Origin of the sequence: Paraburkholderia polaris (genome assembly GCF_012927345.1) — a bacterium.
In the GTDB taxonomy this organism is placed as follows: Bacteria; Pseudomonadota; Gammaproteobacteria; order Burkholderiales; family Burkholderiaceae; genus Paraburkholderia; species Paraburkholderia polaris.
Window position 1 is genome coordinate 166,596 of record NZ_JABBGJ010000006.1, and the last position, 15,820, is coordinate 182,415.

Consider the following 15,820-nt stretch of genomic DNA (forward strand, 5'->3'; position numbering starts at 1 on the left):
CGCTGATGCGGTTGAATGCGCCCTCGTCGGCGCAATCCGCAGCGGTGTTCGGCTAATGCATTGTAGTGCTGATCGACGGTAAAAGGCGCCTCGTTCTCACACCGCCGGTCATTCTCTGCTTCAGAAACTTTGCGAGAGCGGCCGCACGACGATCTCATTGACCGCAACCTGTTCCGGTTGAGAAATCGCATAGACGATAGCGTCGGCGATCACGTCCGGCGACATGGCGCCCTCGAACAGTTTTTGCGCGCGCTCACGGAACGCCGGCACCGTGATGCTGTCGGTGAGTTCGCTCGCGACGAGACCTGGGCAGATCGAGGTCACGCGCACCTTGCCCGCGCATTCCTGACGCAAACCCTCGCTGATTGCACGCACCGCGAATTTGGTTGCCGAATAGACGGCGCCGCCGGGTCCCACCGTTAATCCCGCCACGGACGAAATATTGATCACATGCCCCGAGCCCTGCTCCAGCATGCCGCCGAGCACCGCGTGAATGCCATACAGCACGCCTTTGATATTCACATCGATCATGCGGTTCCAGTCGTCTACGCAACCTTGCGCGATCATCGATACGGGCATGATGCCGGCATTGTTGACGAGCACGTCGACGCGGCCAAAGCGGTCACGCGCCTTCTGCGCGAGTTGTTGCAGATCGGCTGATTGCGTGACGTCGGTCGCGGCCCACAGCACGTTGGCGTCGTCGCCGAGTTGCTCCGCAAGATGCTTCAGACGATCCGCACGCCGCGCGGCCAGCACGAGTTTGGCGCCCTGCTGGGCCAGCCGTCTGGCCGTCGCTTCGCCGATGCCGCTGCTCGCCCCGGTAATCATGATGACCTTGCCGTCTATCGAATTCATACGCTTCGTCCCTTCCTTTAAAGTTGATTGTGCAAAAGCGCCGCAACCGCGCTTAGCCCGCCAGCGATTCCACCAGCACCGGATCGGCCGTCTCTTCCGTGACCCATTTCACGGTGCGGCGGATCGGTTCGATCGCATCCTGTCGGTCGAGGTTGTGCTGCAAGGTGGCCGCCGCGCCGAGCGACACCAGCCGTTGCGCGCCCTGATACGCGAGCCGGTCGCGCAACGTGTGTTTGAGTGCTTCTGGAAAAACACCGATGGTCTGCGTATACGCGTTGACCGAACGCACGGCGGTGTCGATCTCATCGATCGGCACCAGATTGCCCACGCGGCAACCGAGGATGCGCGAAAAGCTGACCGGCGCGCCGTCACGCGAGACGATCAACGCGCCTTCATTGCTTCTGCCGCCGAAGACCGTGTAGTCGTCCCCGATCATGCGGATGCCGTCGAGCTCTTCTTTCAGTTGCGGATCGAAAGCCTTGTGAGGCGTGGAGAGATTCTCGGGTAATGCCTGCAGTGCCGCGAATGTGAGTTCGGCAAGCTTGGCGCAGCGCGCGAGGCCGGCTTCATCAGTGCCCGACTGCACGTAAATCACGCGCGCGCTCACACAGGCCTCCTGGTTCTGCGCACCGACGTCGAGCGCCAGGCGCCTCGCCACGCTGGCCAGCGTCGCCTCGTCGGCGAAGGCTTCGCGGCCGATGATCGTGCCGCTCAGTTTCGGGTCGAGCGTGATCAGATCGAGGCCCGGTTGCAGATAGCGCGTGATGTGCTTGACCGAATCGAAGCCGCCCCATGCAATCAGCTTCTCGACCTTGCGGGGATCGTAGATATGCCGCTCCACCGCTTCATCGCCCCCTTTCCAGTAAGCGACGCTGAGATGCTTCGTCAACGGATGATCCGGCGCCATGTCGATCATCGTGCGGGCCAGCGCCATCGACGTCAGCGGATCGTTCGAGGGCGCCTTGATGATCGCGTCCGAGCGTGTGAGTGCGTTGCGAATCAGCGTCAGCACCGCGACCACCGGCGCATTACCCGCAATCACGTGAACGCAGCGCGCGCCGAATGCACGGGTGCGCGCAGTGACGCCCGGCAGACTGCCCGGTTGCTCGACCCAGCCCTCCAGATACTCGGCGCCGACCGAACGCGCGACGATGTTGTACAACTCGTCGCGTTGAAAGAGGCGCGGCGTGCGTGCGTAGTGAAAGCGCAGAATGCTTTCCGACAGTCCGGATGTAGCGCAAGACAGCTCGAAGGCCTGCTGCAAATGACGGTTGTCGGCAAAATTGAGGTGCCGGCCCAGTTCGACCAGATAGTCGACGATCTGCTCGAGACTCAGCGTGTACAAGTCGGCCATCTGCGACGGCGCGCGCAGGGTCAGTTCGTCGACATGGCGGCTCACGTCCGGCGCTGTAAAAGAAACGCCGCCGCGACGGCCACCGAATGTCAGCGCGTCGCCTTCGATGAGCTTGCCGCGAATGATCAGCGGCACATTGTAAGAAGTGGTCATGATCGGCTTACTCGGAAAGTTCGGTCAGGAAGTTAAGCGCTTCGTCGTGCGCGGCCGGGGCGCCGGCGCAAATCACTTTGTCGTCGCCGCCTTCCTTCTCGCTGTAGCGGCGGATCGCGGCCAGCAGATAGGGGCCGCTACGGCCGCACTTGCAGGGTTTCTCGTAACCGTGCAGCGTGATTTCGTCGCCGGTCACGAGGCCCGCCCAGTAGGTGCTCGGCGACAGATCGAGCGAAGCGAAGCGGCCCGTCATACCATCTTTGCGTGGCAGCGGTTTGCCGGTCGCCGGATCGAGCAGGAACGCGATGGTGGTGGGCGGTACGTGGTAGTGGCCTTCCTCGCAGCGCATGCAGAAACCCATCTGTTCGCTGCAGCCGTAAAACTCGTAGAAGTTGTCGAAGCCGAGGAACTCAACCAGTTGCTCGCGCCAGTTGTCCGGCATGTTCTTGCCTTTCTTGCCGCCGCCCGTATGCAACACACTGCCGCGGCCAAATACCTGGCGTGCGCCTCGGGCAAGACCTTCGGCGGCAGTCTCGTACAGGATCGTCCAGACCGCGCCCATGTAGACGTCACGGCCGGCGAAGCGGGCGATCGCTTCGGCAAAGAACTTGCGCAGTTGCTCCGGACGTTCGCGCTCCACTCGCACGAGTTCCTCGCGTTTGGCGAGCAAGGCTTCGGAGATGTGCAGCGAGCCGAGTTCGCCTTGGGCCTCGGCTGCGGCGAGACGGCCCGATAGCGAGGCAACGTCCGCGGAAAAACGCGCCTCGGGGTACATGAACAATGCGTTATGCTCGCCGCCCGCGTACATCTCGATCTGATAGCCGCTGCCGCGCGCGGCGGCGCTCGCGCCCTTGCGATAGGTCGGCGCAATCAAGGGACGCGGGTTGGCAATCAAATCCGGACCGCTGCCCGGACCGCGCCAGTCACGAATGCGGCTCGCCGATAGCGTGATGTTCTGGCGCCACTCGCGGTCGGTGCGCGGCAGGAAAGACAGCTTGCCCGTGGTGCCTGACGTATGGAACACGCGCAGATTCGTTTGCGCGTCGAGCAGATCGATCCAGTCGTCGATCAGCTTGATGCCCGATGCGTCGACGTGGCTCAGGTCTTCCGTGGTCAAACCGTTGAGCCAGCGCGTGAGTTTGTCGAACTGGCCGCGCTCGAGATACGACAGCGGATACGATTTGTACACCGTGTGCGCGAACAGCAAAGGGGCGACGTCGTCGATGCTCTCGATCGTGTCGATGCCCTGTTCCGCGGCGAGACGCCCCAGCACCGGAATCTTCGCGCGCATTTCGCCGAACCGCCGGCGTGCGCCGCTCAGTTGTATGTCGTGGATCTGCTGCTGGGTGAAACGGAAGGCGTCGTCATAGCACGCGGTGACGAGTGCGGCGGGATCGGCAAGGAGCTGCGTATACAGCGTGGACATGGTGTCTCCGTTCGGGCTGTCTGGACTATTCGGACCGCGCGCGGAATGATTCGCGGTGCGTGTCTGAATGCTATGAAAACGAGCCGCCGAACAGAATCTCTAGTTGTCGCGCTGCGCGGTCAAACTATCGTCGAACGGACATGTCGTGTCCGGGAGCCGTCCGCAAGCCCAACAGATCGAGTCGATAGGCGCGCGGCGTACGACCGGTGACCTTGCGAAACGCCGCGCCGAATGCCGCGGAGTGGGTGAAGCCGCATTCGTATGCAACCGTTTTGATGAGCACGTCTGGATCGGCCAGCCGTCCTTTGGCCTGGCGGATGCGCGCGTCGGCGATAAACGCGCTCAACGTCATGCCGGTGCTGTTCCTGAAAATGCGCGACAGGTGCCGCGCGCTGATCCGGCATGCCTGCGCCAGTTCGATCACACCCGGCGACGGTCCGTATGCGCCCTCAACGCGCTCGCGGATCAGGCGCAACTGCCACGGCGCAAGCTTGCTGCCCTCGCCCGGGTTCGCGCGCGGATCGATACCGCGCACATGCCGCGCGATATGCACGAGCATCGACATCAACAGACTTTCGGCGAGCACCGCGCTGGCAAAGCCTGGACTCAGCGCTTCACCGGCCAGTTGCAGCATCGCGTCGCGTACCTGGGTCACCCGCAAATCGCGGCACAGTTCGAGCCGGGCAGCATCCCATTGCCAGTCGCGCAGTTGGTCGAAACGCGCGGGCTCGAACATGCAGCAGACCACGCGACGTTGCATCGAATCACAACGCACATGGAAGGTCTGACCGGGCGGCACCAGCACGCTCTCGCCCAGCCGGCCAAATGCCGTTTCCCCGGCGCCGCCGCCAGGAGTGCCGCGAAAGGCGCCGCACGCGCCGCGTTCGCGCGAATCGAGTGACAGGTCCAGATAGCCCATCGACGGACGGAATACCGCATTGAGCGGGCCGTCGAGCGTAAACGTGCGCACATTGACCTCGATCGATGGCGTGGTCAGATGCGCGTCCACCGACAAATGCGGCGGCGCCATGCGCTCGCGACGCACCAGTTGGCCGCCGCCGGCCACGGTGTAGAGATCTGAGACGTTCGGGCCCACCGTTTGAGCGTACGACATCGTGACCTGGATATGAACATTTGCACGCAATATGTCTATATAAGCCGATCGGGGCGGCCACGCCTATAGCGATGAACCCGTATCGCGTCCAGTTTGACGACGCGTCAAACGAACCCGGCGGACAGCGCGGTCATTGCTCGCTAAGCTGCAGAGCAAGACGGACATCGCGTCCGCTCACATCACGCGGTCCCATTGCCGCCTTACCCCCTTACCCGATCAGGCAGCCGGGCCGAAAGAAGACAACATGAGGAGACACATGAACGCGCCCACGCAGGAAGGCCTCACGCTCGATCTGGAGGCGGCCTATCACGCCGTCTCCGACACCTTCCGGGGCCCTGACCTCGATTTGCAGGCGCTGTGCCGCGAAATGCGCCATACGCAGCCCGTGATGCAGGGCGATTTCGTCGCCACAAGGCTCGGCGTGCCGACCAATGCGGGCGCCAAGGCGGCGCAATGCGCGGTGACGCTCTTCAAGTATCAGGACGTGATGGCCGTGATGCGGGATGCCACGACCTTCACCAGCGGCTTCATCGCCGAGGGTCTCGGCGCGTTCTTCGACGGCCTGATCGTGCTGGCGATGGACGGCGACGCTCACCGCCGCGCGCGCGGCCTGCTGCAGCCTGTATTCATGCCGGAGACGGTGAACCGCTGGCGGCCCGAACTCGACCGCGTGATCCGTCAGGATTTTCTTGAGCCGCTGGTGCCGAACAAGCAGGCCGAATTGATGGATTTCGGCCTGTACTTCCCGATTCGCGAGATGTACGCGCTGATGGGTTTCCCGACGGACGACACCGCCCGCTTCAATCAATACGCGACATGGGCGCTTTCGATGGTGGCCGGCAATCAGATCGACCCGGAGAAGATCAAGATTTACGGGCCGCTCGCGGGGGCCGCCGTCAAGCATCTCTACGACGCGGTGAAAGAAGTCGTGGTGCAGCGCCGCGCCGAAGGCGCCCACGGCGACGATCTGATCAGCCGCCTCATGCGCGCGGAGTACGAAGGCCACATGCTCGACGATCACGAGGTGACCACCTTCGTGCGCTCCCTGCTGCCCGCAGCCGGCGAGACCACCACGCGCACTTTCAGCTCGGTCATGGCGCTGCTGCTCGAGCGTCCGGAACTGGTCGAGCGCGTGCGCAACGATCGCACGCTGATACCGCGTCTGATCGACGAAGCCGTGCGTTTCGAACCGGTCGCCACCTTCAAGGTGCGGCAAGCGGCGCGCGACGTCGAGATCGGCGGCGTGAAGGTGCCCAAGGGCGCGCTGGTGCAGTGCATGGTGATCTCCGCGAACCGCGACGAAGATGCGTTCGACAACCCCGATACCTTCGATATCGACCGCAAACCCAAGCCCTCGTTCGGCTTCGGTTTCGGCACGCATATGTGCATCGGACAGTTTGTCGCCAAGGTCGAATTGCAGTGCGCGGTGAATGCGATTCTCGATCTGTTTCCGAACGTGCGGCTCGACCCCAGCAAACCGGCCCCGAAAATTGCCGGTGCCCAGTTGCGTGGAGCGAAGTCCGTGCCGGTCGTCTGGGACTGATTCTTGGACTAATAACGCGTTTTCTATCGACGCGCTTGCATCTTGCGCATCCTTACAGCACGAATTCCCTCGAAAAAGACCATGAAGCATTTCAACACTCTTCCCGAGCGCGGCAATTTCACGTTCCAGACCCTTGTCGCGCCCCACAAAGTGAGCGGCCGCGCGATGCACGACCTGCGCGGCTTTTACGGGCTGCAGCTGACCAAGGGCATGCCGTTCGGCTGCGTGCGTGATGAAGACGGTGAAATCTATGCATTCGTGCGCGCCGTCAACGAACCTGGCAGCATGCCGAATCCGACCAAATTCGTTTACCTGTCGACGCAGGTGGACGGCCGGCATCTGCGCATCGACAAATCGCGTATCGAACCACGCGCGATGACGCTGTTCCCGAGGCGCTGGCTCGACGGCGATACGGCCTGCTGGTCGAGCCTCGAAGGAGAAGCGGGCGCTGCATGGCAGTTGACGGCATCCGGCGAACGCCTGAGCTGGCAGGAAGACGGCTTGTTCGATCTGAGCGGCCCACTGCTCGGCCAGGGCATGCAGTGGTATCTGCCGGGCTCAGAATGGGGCACGTTCTATGTCTCGCAGATCTACGATATCGCCGGCACGTGCGACGGCCGCAAGGTCAAAGGCTTGATGTGTTTCGACCAGGCGTATATGGCCGAAGGCGGCGCGATCCACTTCAAGAAGGACCTGGTCGTCAACAACAAGATGCATGTGATCTGGTGGTCGTTCGCGACCGTCTATAAGGACGGTACGTGGGACGCGGGCTCCTTCATGGTCGGTCACGACAATCTCGGCTATGCGATCTTCCAGAACCACAAGGGCGAAATCCGCACCACCTCCGATATCGAAGGCAGCGTCACGCACAAGGACGGCAGCTACTTCGTCGAAAGCGCGCGTATCGTCCTCGACGGGCATGAGGAGTGGGAGTATCTGCCCTGCCCGAAAGGCGAGATGATCGACTTCGTCGGCGGCTTTCCGATTACGGCGCAGCAGGAAGGCCGCTGGCGCCGCGTCGGCGATACCCGCGAGCCGGATCGCTGGCTCGGTTGGGGCGAATCCGATCGACGCAACGGCACGGCGCGCAATGTGCGCGGCGCGGATCTTTGACGTGTCCCCGATGGGTCTTTGAAGCGTCTTTGAAGCGTCTTTGAAGCACGAAGGCCCGTTCCTTTCAAACGAAGCGACCATGTCCACTACCGAAACCACCGAATCCATCGCAGCCTTCCTTCACGACCAGACCGAACACTGGAATGCCGGCAACAAGACTGCATTCTTCGATGCTTATCGACGCGTCGCGCCCGCAGGACTCACGATCGAATACATCGGCCGTCCGCCACAAGACGGTTGGCCCGTACTCGAGCATATGTGGGAAAACCAGCGGGCGAATATCCGCGCCGAACCGGTAGCGAAGATCATCAAAGGCAACGAAGCTGCCTGCTACGTGCGTAACGTGGTGGTCGGCACCGAGCGCGTGATCGAAACGGTCGAGCTATTTCGCTTCGCAGCCGGCCAGCTATTCGTGCGCTACTTCATCAAGCAGTAGTCCACGCTCGCCCGAGAGCACGCCGCACGCGATCGAACAGAATCACGTACAGTGCAAGTCAGCGTTTTTTCATCTGTCTGCAACCAGAGGACTCGCAATGAGCACATCGATTTACGACATTCCCCTTACGACTATCGACGGCGCACCCGGCAACCTCGCGCAGTATCGCGGCAAAGTGCTGCTGGTCGTCAATGTAGCGTCGAAATGTGGGCTAACGCCGCAGTACACGGGGCTGGAAAGCCTCTATCAGGACAAGCGCGCAGCCGGTCTCGAAGTACTGGGTTTTCCGGCTAACAACTTCAAGGGCCAGGAGCCTGGCACGGACGAAGAAATCAAATCGTTCTGTTCGACCAGCTACGACGTGCACTTCCCGCTGTTCTCGAAGATTTCGGTGACCGGTGAAGACAAGCATCCGCTGTATACGGCACTGACGGGCGCGCAACCGTCGGCGATCGGCGACGGGCCGTTTCGTGAGCGCCTGAAAGGCTATGGCATCGAATCGGGTGATCCGGTCGAAGTGCTGTGGAATTTCGAAAAATTTCTACTGAACCGCAATGGTGACGTGGTCGCGCGTTTTGCCCCCGATGTGGCGGCGGACGATCCGCGCCTCGTGGCGGCGATCGACGCGGAACTCGCGAAGTAACTGCGAGGCTGACTGATTTCAGCGGCTGATTTCAGTCGCTTATTTCGGCCGCATGCAAAAACGGCGCGCTGTTTATAGCGCGCCGTTTGCTTTCCAGAACTTTCCGCGATATGCCGGCTCGCGCTTCAGTCCAGCCGCTCGATAATCGTCGCCGTCCCGAGGCCACCCGCGCAGCAGATTGCCTGCAAGCCATAGCGCGCGCCACGCCGTTCCAGTTCATGCAGCATCGAGGTCATGATGCGTGCCCCGCTCGCGCCCAGCGGATGGCCGAGCGCGATCGCGCCGCCGTTCACGTTCAGCTTCGAATGCGGCACGCCGAGTTCTTTCATCCACACGAGCGGCACGGACGCAAAGGCTTCGTTGACTTCGAACAGATCGATATCGTCGATACTGAGCCCTGCCTTCGCCAGGACTTCACGCGTCGCGGCAATAGGACCGGTGAGCATCAACGTCGGATCGGCGCCGACGGTGGCGACCGCCCGCACACGTGCCCGAGGCTTCACGCCGAGTGCCTTCGCTTTGTTGGCGGACATCAGCAGCAGGGCCGACGCGCCATCCGATATCTGCGATGAATTGCCGGCCGTCAGCCGCCCAACGCTGCGAAAGCTCGTCTTCAGCGTCGCGAGTTTATCGGCGTGAGTGCCGGGACGAATCGTTTCATCCGCGGAAAAAAGCGCTGCTTCGCTCTCCTGCGATTTCTCGCGCAGACGCTGCACCGGCACCGGGACGATCTCGCGGGCAAACCAGCCTTCCGCTGCCGCGGCCGCCGCACGCCGATGGCTCTCCACCGCGAACGCGTCGAGTTGTTCGCGCGCGAGTTTCCACTCGTCGCACAGACGCTCGGCTGCCTCACCCTGGCTCGTCAGCTCATACCTTTCGCTCGCCATCCAGCCGAACGCATCGCCATGCAGATCGCGATTGCTGCCCATCGGCACGCGGCTCATGTTTTCCGCGCCGCCAGCCACCACCACCTCGGCCGCACCGAATGCAATCAGGCCCGCGGCAACGTGCACCGCTTCTTCCCCGGAGCCGCATTTGCGGTCGATCGTGAGGCCCGGAATGCTGTCCGGCCAACCCGCGCCAAGCAACGACGTGCGCGCGATATTGGCCGACTGCTCGCCGATCTGCGTGACGCAACCGAAGATCACGTCGTTGACGACCTCCGGTGCGAGCCCCACGCGTTTGACCAGTTCATCGATTACATGCGCGCCAAGATGATCGGCGCGCACACCCGCAAGCGAGCCGCGAAACTTGCCGATCGGGGTGCGCGCCGCACCCACGATCACGACATCGCTGCTCATAGCGAACTCCCCTTCAGACCCGATCCGGGCACCCGCTGACCGTCTTCGTAGCGATACACGCCATGGCCGGTCTTACGGCCGAGGCGCCCCGCAGCCACCATCTTGATGATCAGGGGACACGGGCGAAACTTGTCGCCGAGCGTCTGATGGAGATACCTCAGCACCGACAGGCGCGTATCCCAGCCCGTGAGGTCGCCAAGCTCGAGCGGTCCCATCGGATGATTGAAGCCGAGGCGCAGTGCGGTGTCGATATCCTCCGCGCTGGCCGCGCCCTCCTGCAACATCCACATCGCCTCGTTGCCGGCGAGTGCCGACATGCGGCTCGTCGTCAGGCCTGGGGACTCGTTGACGATGATCGACGTCTTGCCGATTGCGTCCGAATACTCGCGCGTGAGCGCCACGGTTTCGTCGCTCGTAGCAAGGCCGCGCACCAGTTCGACCAGCTTCATCTTGTGCACGGGGTTGAAGAAATGCATGCCGATCACGCGCTCCGGATGCGCCACCGCCGTGGCGATCTCGGTCACGCTGAGCGCCGAGGTGTTGGTCGCGTAGAGCGCGCCGTCGGCCATCACGTCTGCGGCATGCGCGACCACGGCCTGCTTGACCGCCAGTTTCTCCGACACGGTTTCGATCAGCAGATGCGCGCCGTTCGCGGCGGCAGCGAGATCGGTTTTGATGGCGAGCCGCGCCTTGGCGGCGTCGGCCGCAGTAACCTGGAATTTACCGAGGCGCACACCGTCGTCGAGAATCTTGCCGATGCCTTTGTGGGCGCGTTCCAGCGCATTTTTGTCCGTGTCGACGAGTGTCGTGCTGAAACCCGAACTCGCAAACGCATGCGCGATGCCGGTGCCCATCAGACCCGCGCCGACCACCACCACCTTGTTGTTCTTCAAAGTCATACCGCTGTCTCCCTTCATGCTGATTCGTTTGCTGATACGACGTTGCGCAAGGTGCCGATGCCTTCGATCGAGGCTTCCACCACGTCGCCGGGATTCAGAAAACGGCCCGTACCCTGGCCCGTGCCCTCTGGCGAGCCAGTGAACAGCACATCCCCCGCTTCAAAGCTCGAACGCTCGTCAACGAAGCGCACCAGCGCCGCCACGTCCCACGTCATCTCTCCCGACGATGCATCCTGCCGCGTATCGCCGTTCACTTTCAGGGTCATGCGCAACGCCGGACTGCCGGCGGCGAATTCGTCGCGCGTGACGATCCAGGGGCCGAGGCCCGTCGAACGATCCTGGCTCTTGGCAGCGAACAGATCCATCCCGACGCCCGGCGGCCCACTACGTTGCAGATCGCGCGCGCTGACGTCGTTGCCCACCGTGTAACCCAGCACACTGCCGAGCGGATCGGCGCGGTTCACTTGCCGCGCGCCGATCACCGCGACCAGTTCGACTTCGTGGTCGAGTTCTTTGGTGAGCGGCGGATAGCGAATCGGATCGCGCGCGCCAATCAGCGCGCCGTATGCCTTCAGGAACGCCACTGGCTGACTATGGCTCTTCATGCCGAAGTCGGCATTCAGGTGCTTCGCATAGTTGGCGCCAGCGACGACGACGCGATTGCTTCGCTCAACCGGCGGCAGCAGGCGCAACTCGCCCAGCTTGCGCGGCGCACCTGCGAGCTTGAGCGCGGCGGCGCCGTTCTCCGGTCTTGCGGTGAGTGCAGGCGCCCATTCGGCGAATGAACCGGCGATCGGGGTCGCTTCGCCGCGTTCCGTATCCACCACGACCCAGAACGGCGCGCCACCGTCCGTGCAGCGCGCGAGCTTCATGCGCTCACCGCCTGCTTCGGCGCCGGCACGCCGATCTTCGCCGGGTCGAGATGCAGCAGCTTGCAGGCGTTCTGCCAGCGGATCTTTTGCAGATATTCGTCCGACAAACGCAGACCGTCGGTCAGATCGTGACGCACCGCATCGCTGCCGCCGAAGTTGCTGCCGTACAGAATCCGGTCTGCGCCGATGATGTCGACCAGCGCCTGGCGCATCGGCACTTCATGCAACTCGACGTCGAAATAGAAGTTCTTCAGATAGTCGAGCACCGGCTTCTTGTTGTGCGCGAAGTCGAGATTGGTATTGCACTGCGCGAGACGGCCAAGTTGGTAAGGCACGTAGCCGCCGCCGTGCGTGATGTACACCTTGAGATCCGGGAAGCGGTCGAATACGCCGCCGCAGATCAGATTCCAGAAGCAGCGCGTTTCGTCGTACTGCATACCGACAATCGCCGTGGTTTCGTAGCGGTCCTCGTTGGCCTTCTTGCCCCACGTAACCGACTGGTTGTAGCCGTGGATGAACATCGGCAGGTCGAGATCGCACAGCGCCTGCCAGACCGGATCGAGTTCCGGCGAATCGAATTCAAGGCCGCCGAAATTGGCGCCGCCCGCCACGAGCCCTTTCGCACCGAGTTCACCGCACGCGCGGCGGATTTCCTTCGCGGCCTCTTCCGGCACGTTCAGCGGCGCATGCGCCCAGAACATCAGACGATCGGGCGCGGCGGAACAGTATTCGGCGAGCGTGTCGTTGACTGTCTTCGCGTAGCGCACCGAAAAGTCCGCTTCCGCCCAGTACATGTAGCAATGCGACGGCACCGACACCACCTGGGCATTCTGGCCGGCGGCATCCATGCCGGCGAGGCGTACGTTCGGATTGGCCCAGCGCGCGAAGTACTCGTCCAGCTTCAGCCCTTTGCCGGACCGTACGGCTGCCTTGCGCTCCGGTGAGCCGAGCGTCAGGATCCAGTCGCCCACCCGCAGCTTGACGTCGCCGTCCTCGTGCTGTTCGAAGAACGGGCCCCAGTGGGGGTGTTGGTTGTAGTAGCCCGGATGCGGAGCGTGGGCATGAAGGTCGATGAGCATGATGTCTCCTGGCGCTCGACGGCGCAGATGTGGGATAGACCTGTCTGCGGTTCACCGACACCCGGACGCACGAAAGCCAGATGCGCGAAGCAGATCAGACTGTTCGACATCATGCCAATGTTAGTCATTTAATGCAATTGTGTTCAAATTAACGTTTACTCGGGCTCCTCATGGATTCCTCGTGGGTCACTCGCTGCTTGCCTTGCGTTTGCCTTCCCTCTCTGCAGCCACTGGCTTTCCTGCAGGGCGACGCGCCGACCGCGGCCGGAAAGCCGGCCGCAAAATGGTCGAGCAAGCCGCAACGTTCGCAAACGTCATATCCTCACCGGCGCGCGCGCGTGACGCCGCCAAAGCGGATCGAATCGATGAGACGGCCGATACGGCGTTGCATCGCGCCCCGCTCGGATTCGCTCGACACGAGGTGTTCGCTCATGACGAAACGGATCAGCAGATCGCAGAGTAGTTCGCGATCGAGCTTGACGCCCAGACGTTCGTCCCATGCGTCGAACACCGGCGACAGCAAGTCCTGAAAGCGCACCACGGCGTCGTGAAAGATGCGCTTGAAAAAACGCAGTGCGAACTCCGGTGCAACCAGCAACATGCGCCGGGAATTGCCCGCGTCGAGGTAGTCCTGCAGGTAGTTGAGGACGACGTCGAAGCGCTCGTCCGGATCCTGATAGCGCACCAGCAGTTCGGCCAGCGACTTGTGGAAATTCTCCCTTTTGTGGCGCGAAAACGCTTCGAGCAGTTCGTCCTGCGAGGCGAAATAACGGTAGAACGTGCCCCGCGACACGCCGGCGGTTTCGCACACTTCAAGAATGGAAATACGGTCCGCGCCCGATTCCAGCACGACCTTTTCCGTCGCCGCAAAGATGTTGTCGATGGTCTGCTCGGAGCGGCGATTGCTGCGCCGGCGGCGCGGCGCAGCGGCGGCTGCAGCGGGTGCGGCGGCCGGCGCTGGAGGCACTGCGGGCGCGGCTTGCAAGGCAGGCGCGCGGCTCTTGCGTGCTGTGGGCGCCGGCGCCACCGACTGCGCCGCGCTCTTGCTGCTCTTCTCAGCAACGGCGCGTTTCTTCGCCGGCTGTTTGACAGCGATCTTCGACGTGCCGGCTTTCGGTGAAGTGGTCTGTTTAGCCATAAGTTGATCAGTTTTTAGAAAAGTGTGCGGGTTTCCCCGCAGATCAGGATCGGAATACAAACACTAGAATTCAATTCTGGGGTTAGAATTTGAGGGCGAGCTGCCCGGTTCATGCCCGGTTCATTTTCGAAAGAGGTTGATATGGCTGGTATGGGAAGAGCAGAGACGTGGTCGCTCGGCGAGCAGGACACCGTTATCGCCGCACTCGAGCGCGCCGTCGCGGCGCATCCGGACCGGGTTCTGCTCGACTTTGCGGGTGCGCTCTACACCTACGCGGACGTCGACCGTCTTTCCACGCGCCTCGCCCATTCGCTGGCGTCGCTCGGGATTCAGGCCGGGCAAACCGTCGTCACGATGCTCGACAACAATATCGACGCCGTGATCTCGTGGCTCGCGGTCAACAAACTCTGCGCGGTCAGCGTGCCGATCAATACGGCATTGCGCGGCGAATTTCTGCGCCATCAGATCGCCGACGCCGGCGCGCCACTCGTGATCTGCGAAGCCGATTATCTCGATCGGATCGCCGCCGTGGCGGCGCAATTGTCCGAAGTGAAGCAGGTGCTGTATCGCAGCGCCGATGCGGGCGCCGCCACCGTCACGGCCACCGCCTGCGGACCGTTGCCGCTTGCCCCGCTCGACGCCCACCGCGGCCACGACGACACGCCCTTCGAGCGCAAGCCGAACCCGTGGGACCTCGCCAGCCTGATCTACACATCCGGCACCACCGGTCCGTCCAAGGGCTGCATGATCAGCTACAACTTCATGTGCAATCTGGCACGCCTGCAATTGCGCGCCGGCCCCGCGAGCGCCAACGACGTGACGATCACGCCGCTGCCGCTGTTTCACATGAACGCGCTGGCGGTGGGCATCCTGTCGAATATTCTGGTCGGCGCGCGCGTGGCGATCATTCCGCGTTTCTCGGTGTCCAATTTCTGGCCCGAAGTCGAGCGCAGCGGCGCGACCATTGCGTCGATTCTCGGCGGCATGGGCGGCCTGCTCGCCAATGCGCCGGACCACGAAGCGGCAAAGCGCTGCTTCGGCCAGATTCATACGGTGCGCGGCAATCCGTTCACTGAAGAGAACAAGAAGGTCTGGCGCGAGCGCTTTGGCGCGAGACAGGTCGGTGGCAACGGCTACGGCCTCACGGAAGCATGCGTGATCACCTCGCTGCCGGGTGGCGAATACGCGGCGCCCGGTTCGTCCGGCAAACGCATAGCCGACTTCGACGTGCGAATCGTCGACGATCTCGACCGCGAGCTGCCGGCCAATACGCCAGGCGAAATCGTCTGCCGTCCGCTGCGACCGGACATCATGTTCATGGGCTACTGGCGCCGCCCCGAGGAGACGCTGAAGCTGATGCGCAACATGTGGTTCCATACCGGAGATATAGGCAAGTTCGACGACGATGGATTCTTCTATTTCGTAGACCGCAAAAAAGACTATTTGCGCCGCCGTGGCGAAAATATTTCCAGCTTCGAGATGGAATCGGCCTTTGCACGCCACCCCGATATCGCTGAGGTCGCGGTCCATGCCGTGCCATCGGACAAAGGCGAGGACGACGTCAAAGTCACCGCCATTCTGAATCCGGGTGCTGCCCTCACCGCCGAGGCCCTGTTCCACTGGGCCACGGACGCCGTTCCATATTACGCCCTGCCACGCTACATCGAGTTTCGTGAGACGCTGCCGAAAAACCCGCAAGGCCGCATTCTGAAGTATCAGCTGCGCGATGAGGGTAAGACGGCGTCCACCTGGGACATCGAGGCGACCGACATCAAGGTGGCCAAACGCTGACCGTGTTCAGTTTCGTCAGTGACTAGCAGTAAAGGGGCCCGCGGGGCCCCTTTTGCTTTACATACGATCGGCTTTCGTACTCAGCCGCGTGCCTGGAACGTCA

The 15,820-nt window shown here is 62.5% G+C and carries 14 protein-coding genes; 5 read left to right on the forward strand and 9 right to left on the reverse strand.

Annotation, left to right across the window (positions count from 1 at the left end):
- Positions 1–120: 120 nt before the first annotated feature.
- From HHL24_RS07390 to HHL24_RS07405, 4 genes are all read right to left on the reverse strand, one after another.
- Positions 121–855 (reverse strand): SDR family oxidoreductase, encoded by a 735-nt coding sequence (locus HHL24_RS07390; RefSeq protein WP_169484843.1) that lies wholly within the window; start codon positions 853–855, stop codon positions 121–123.
- A 52-nt stretch (positions 856–907) separates the two neighbouring features.
- Positions 908–2,362: an acyl-CoA reductase gene (locus tag HHL24_RS07395; RefSeq protein ID WP_169484844.1), complete on the reverse strand. Its 1,455-nt coding sequence runs from the start codon at positions 2,360–2,362 to the stop codon at positions 908–910.
- 7 nt (positions 2,363–2,369) lie between these two features.
- Positions 2,370–3,788, reverse strand: a complete 1,419-nt coding sequence (locus tag HHL24_RS07400; protein WP_169484845.1) for a LuxE/PaaK family acyltransferase — start codon at positions 3,786–3,788, stop codon at positions 2,370–2,372.
- 124 nt (positions 3,789–3,912) lie between these two features.
- Positions 3,913–4,902, reverse strand: coding sequence for a helix-turn-helix transcriptional regulator (locus tag HHL24_RS07405; protein ID WP_169484846.1), 990 nt, complete (start codon positions 4,900–4,902; stop codon positions 3,913–3,915).
- 256 nt (positions 4,903–5,158) lie between these two features.
- On the opposite strand from HHL24_RS07405, the gene HHL24_RS07410 reads away from it, so the two are divergent.
- The 4 genes from HHL24_RS07410 (at position 5,159) to HHL24_RS07425 (ending at position 8,637) form a co-directional block, all read left to right on the forward strand.
- Complete coding sequence (locus HHL24_RS07410; protein ID WP_169484847.1) at positions 5,159–6,445, forward strand: cytochrome P450; 1,287 nt, start codon at positions 5,159–5,161, stop codon at positions 6,443–6,445.
- Positions 6,446–6,526: 81 nt separating this feature from the next.
- Entirely contained in the window at positions 6,527–7,558 is a 1,032-nt protein-coding gene (locus tag HHL24_RS07415) for a hypothetical protein (RefSeq protein ID WP_169484848.1), read from the forward strand.
- Between the two features lie 79 nt (positions 7,559–7,637).
- Positions 7,638–7,994 (forward strand): nuclear transport factor 2 family protein, encoded by a 357-nt coding sequence (locus HHL24_RS07420; RefSeq protein WP_169484849.1) that lies wholly within the window; start codon positions 7,638–7,640, stop codon positions 7,992–7,994.
- A 97-nt stretch (positions 7,995–8,091) separates the two neighbouring features.
- The gene (locus HHL24_RS07425; RefSeq protein WP_169484850.1) at positions 8,092–8,637 is read left to right on the forward strand and encodes a glutathione peroxidase; all 546 of its coding nucleotides are present in this window, start codon (positions 8,092–8,094) and stop codon (positions 8,635–8,637) included.
- Positions 8,638–8,762: 125 nt separating this feature from the next.
- Here the strand turns inward: HHL24_RS07425 and HHL24_RS07430 are convergent, their stop codons facing one another.
- The 5 genes from HHL24_RS07430 to HHL24_RS07450 all read right to left on the reverse strand — a co-directional run bounded on the left by HHL24_RS07430 (position 8,763) and on the right by HHL24_RS07450 (position 13,926).
- Complete coding sequence (locus HHL24_RS07430) at positions 8,763–9,938, reverse strand: thiolase family protein (protein ID WP_169484851.1); 1,176 nt, start codon at positions 9,936–9,938, stop codon at positions 8,763–8,765.
- Positions 9,935–10,837 carry a 3-hydroxyacyl-CoA dehydrogenase gene (locus HHL24_RS07435; RefSeq protein ID WP_169484852.1) on the reverse strand — a complete coding sequence of 301 codons (903 nt, stop codon included), beginning with the start codon at positions 10,835–10,837 and terminating at the stop codon, positions 9,935–9,937. The genes HHL24_RS07430 and HHL24_RS07435 overlap by 4 nt, the downstream gene beginning before the upstream one ends.
- Positions 10,838–10,851: 14 nt before the next feature.
- Entirely contained in the window at positions 10,852–11,709 is an 858-nt protein-coding gene (locus tag HHL24_RS07440) for a fumarylacetoacetate hydrolase family protein (protein WP_169484853.1), read from the reverse strand.
- The gene (locus tag HHL24_RS07445) at positions 11,706–12,788 is read right to left on the reverse strand and encodes an amidohydrolase family protein (RefSeq protein WP_169484854.1); all 1,083 of its coding nucleotides are present in this window, start codon (positions 12,786–12,788) and stop codon (positions 11,706–11,708) included. Before HHL24_RS07445 ends, HHL24_RS07440 begins: the two co-directional genes overlap by 4 nt.
- Positions 12,789–13,110: 322 nt before the next feature.
- Positions 13,111–13,926: a TetR/AcrR family transcriptional regulator gene (locus tag HHL24_RS07450; protein ID WP_169484855.1), complete on the reverse strand. Its 816-nt coding sequence runs from the start codon at positions 13,924–13,926 to the stop codon at positions 13,111–13,113.
- 141 nt (positions 13,927–14,067) lie between these two features.
- Between HHL24_RS07450 and HHL24_RS07455 the strand changes: the two genes are divergently transcribed.
- Positions 14,068–15,717 (forward strand): ATP-dependent acyl-CoA ligase, encoded by a 1,650-nt coding sequence (locus HHL24_RS07455; protein ID WP_169484856.1) that lies wholly within the window; start codon positions 14,068–14,070, stop codon positions 15,715–15,717.
- Positions 15,718–15,820 lie beyond the last annotated feature (103 nt).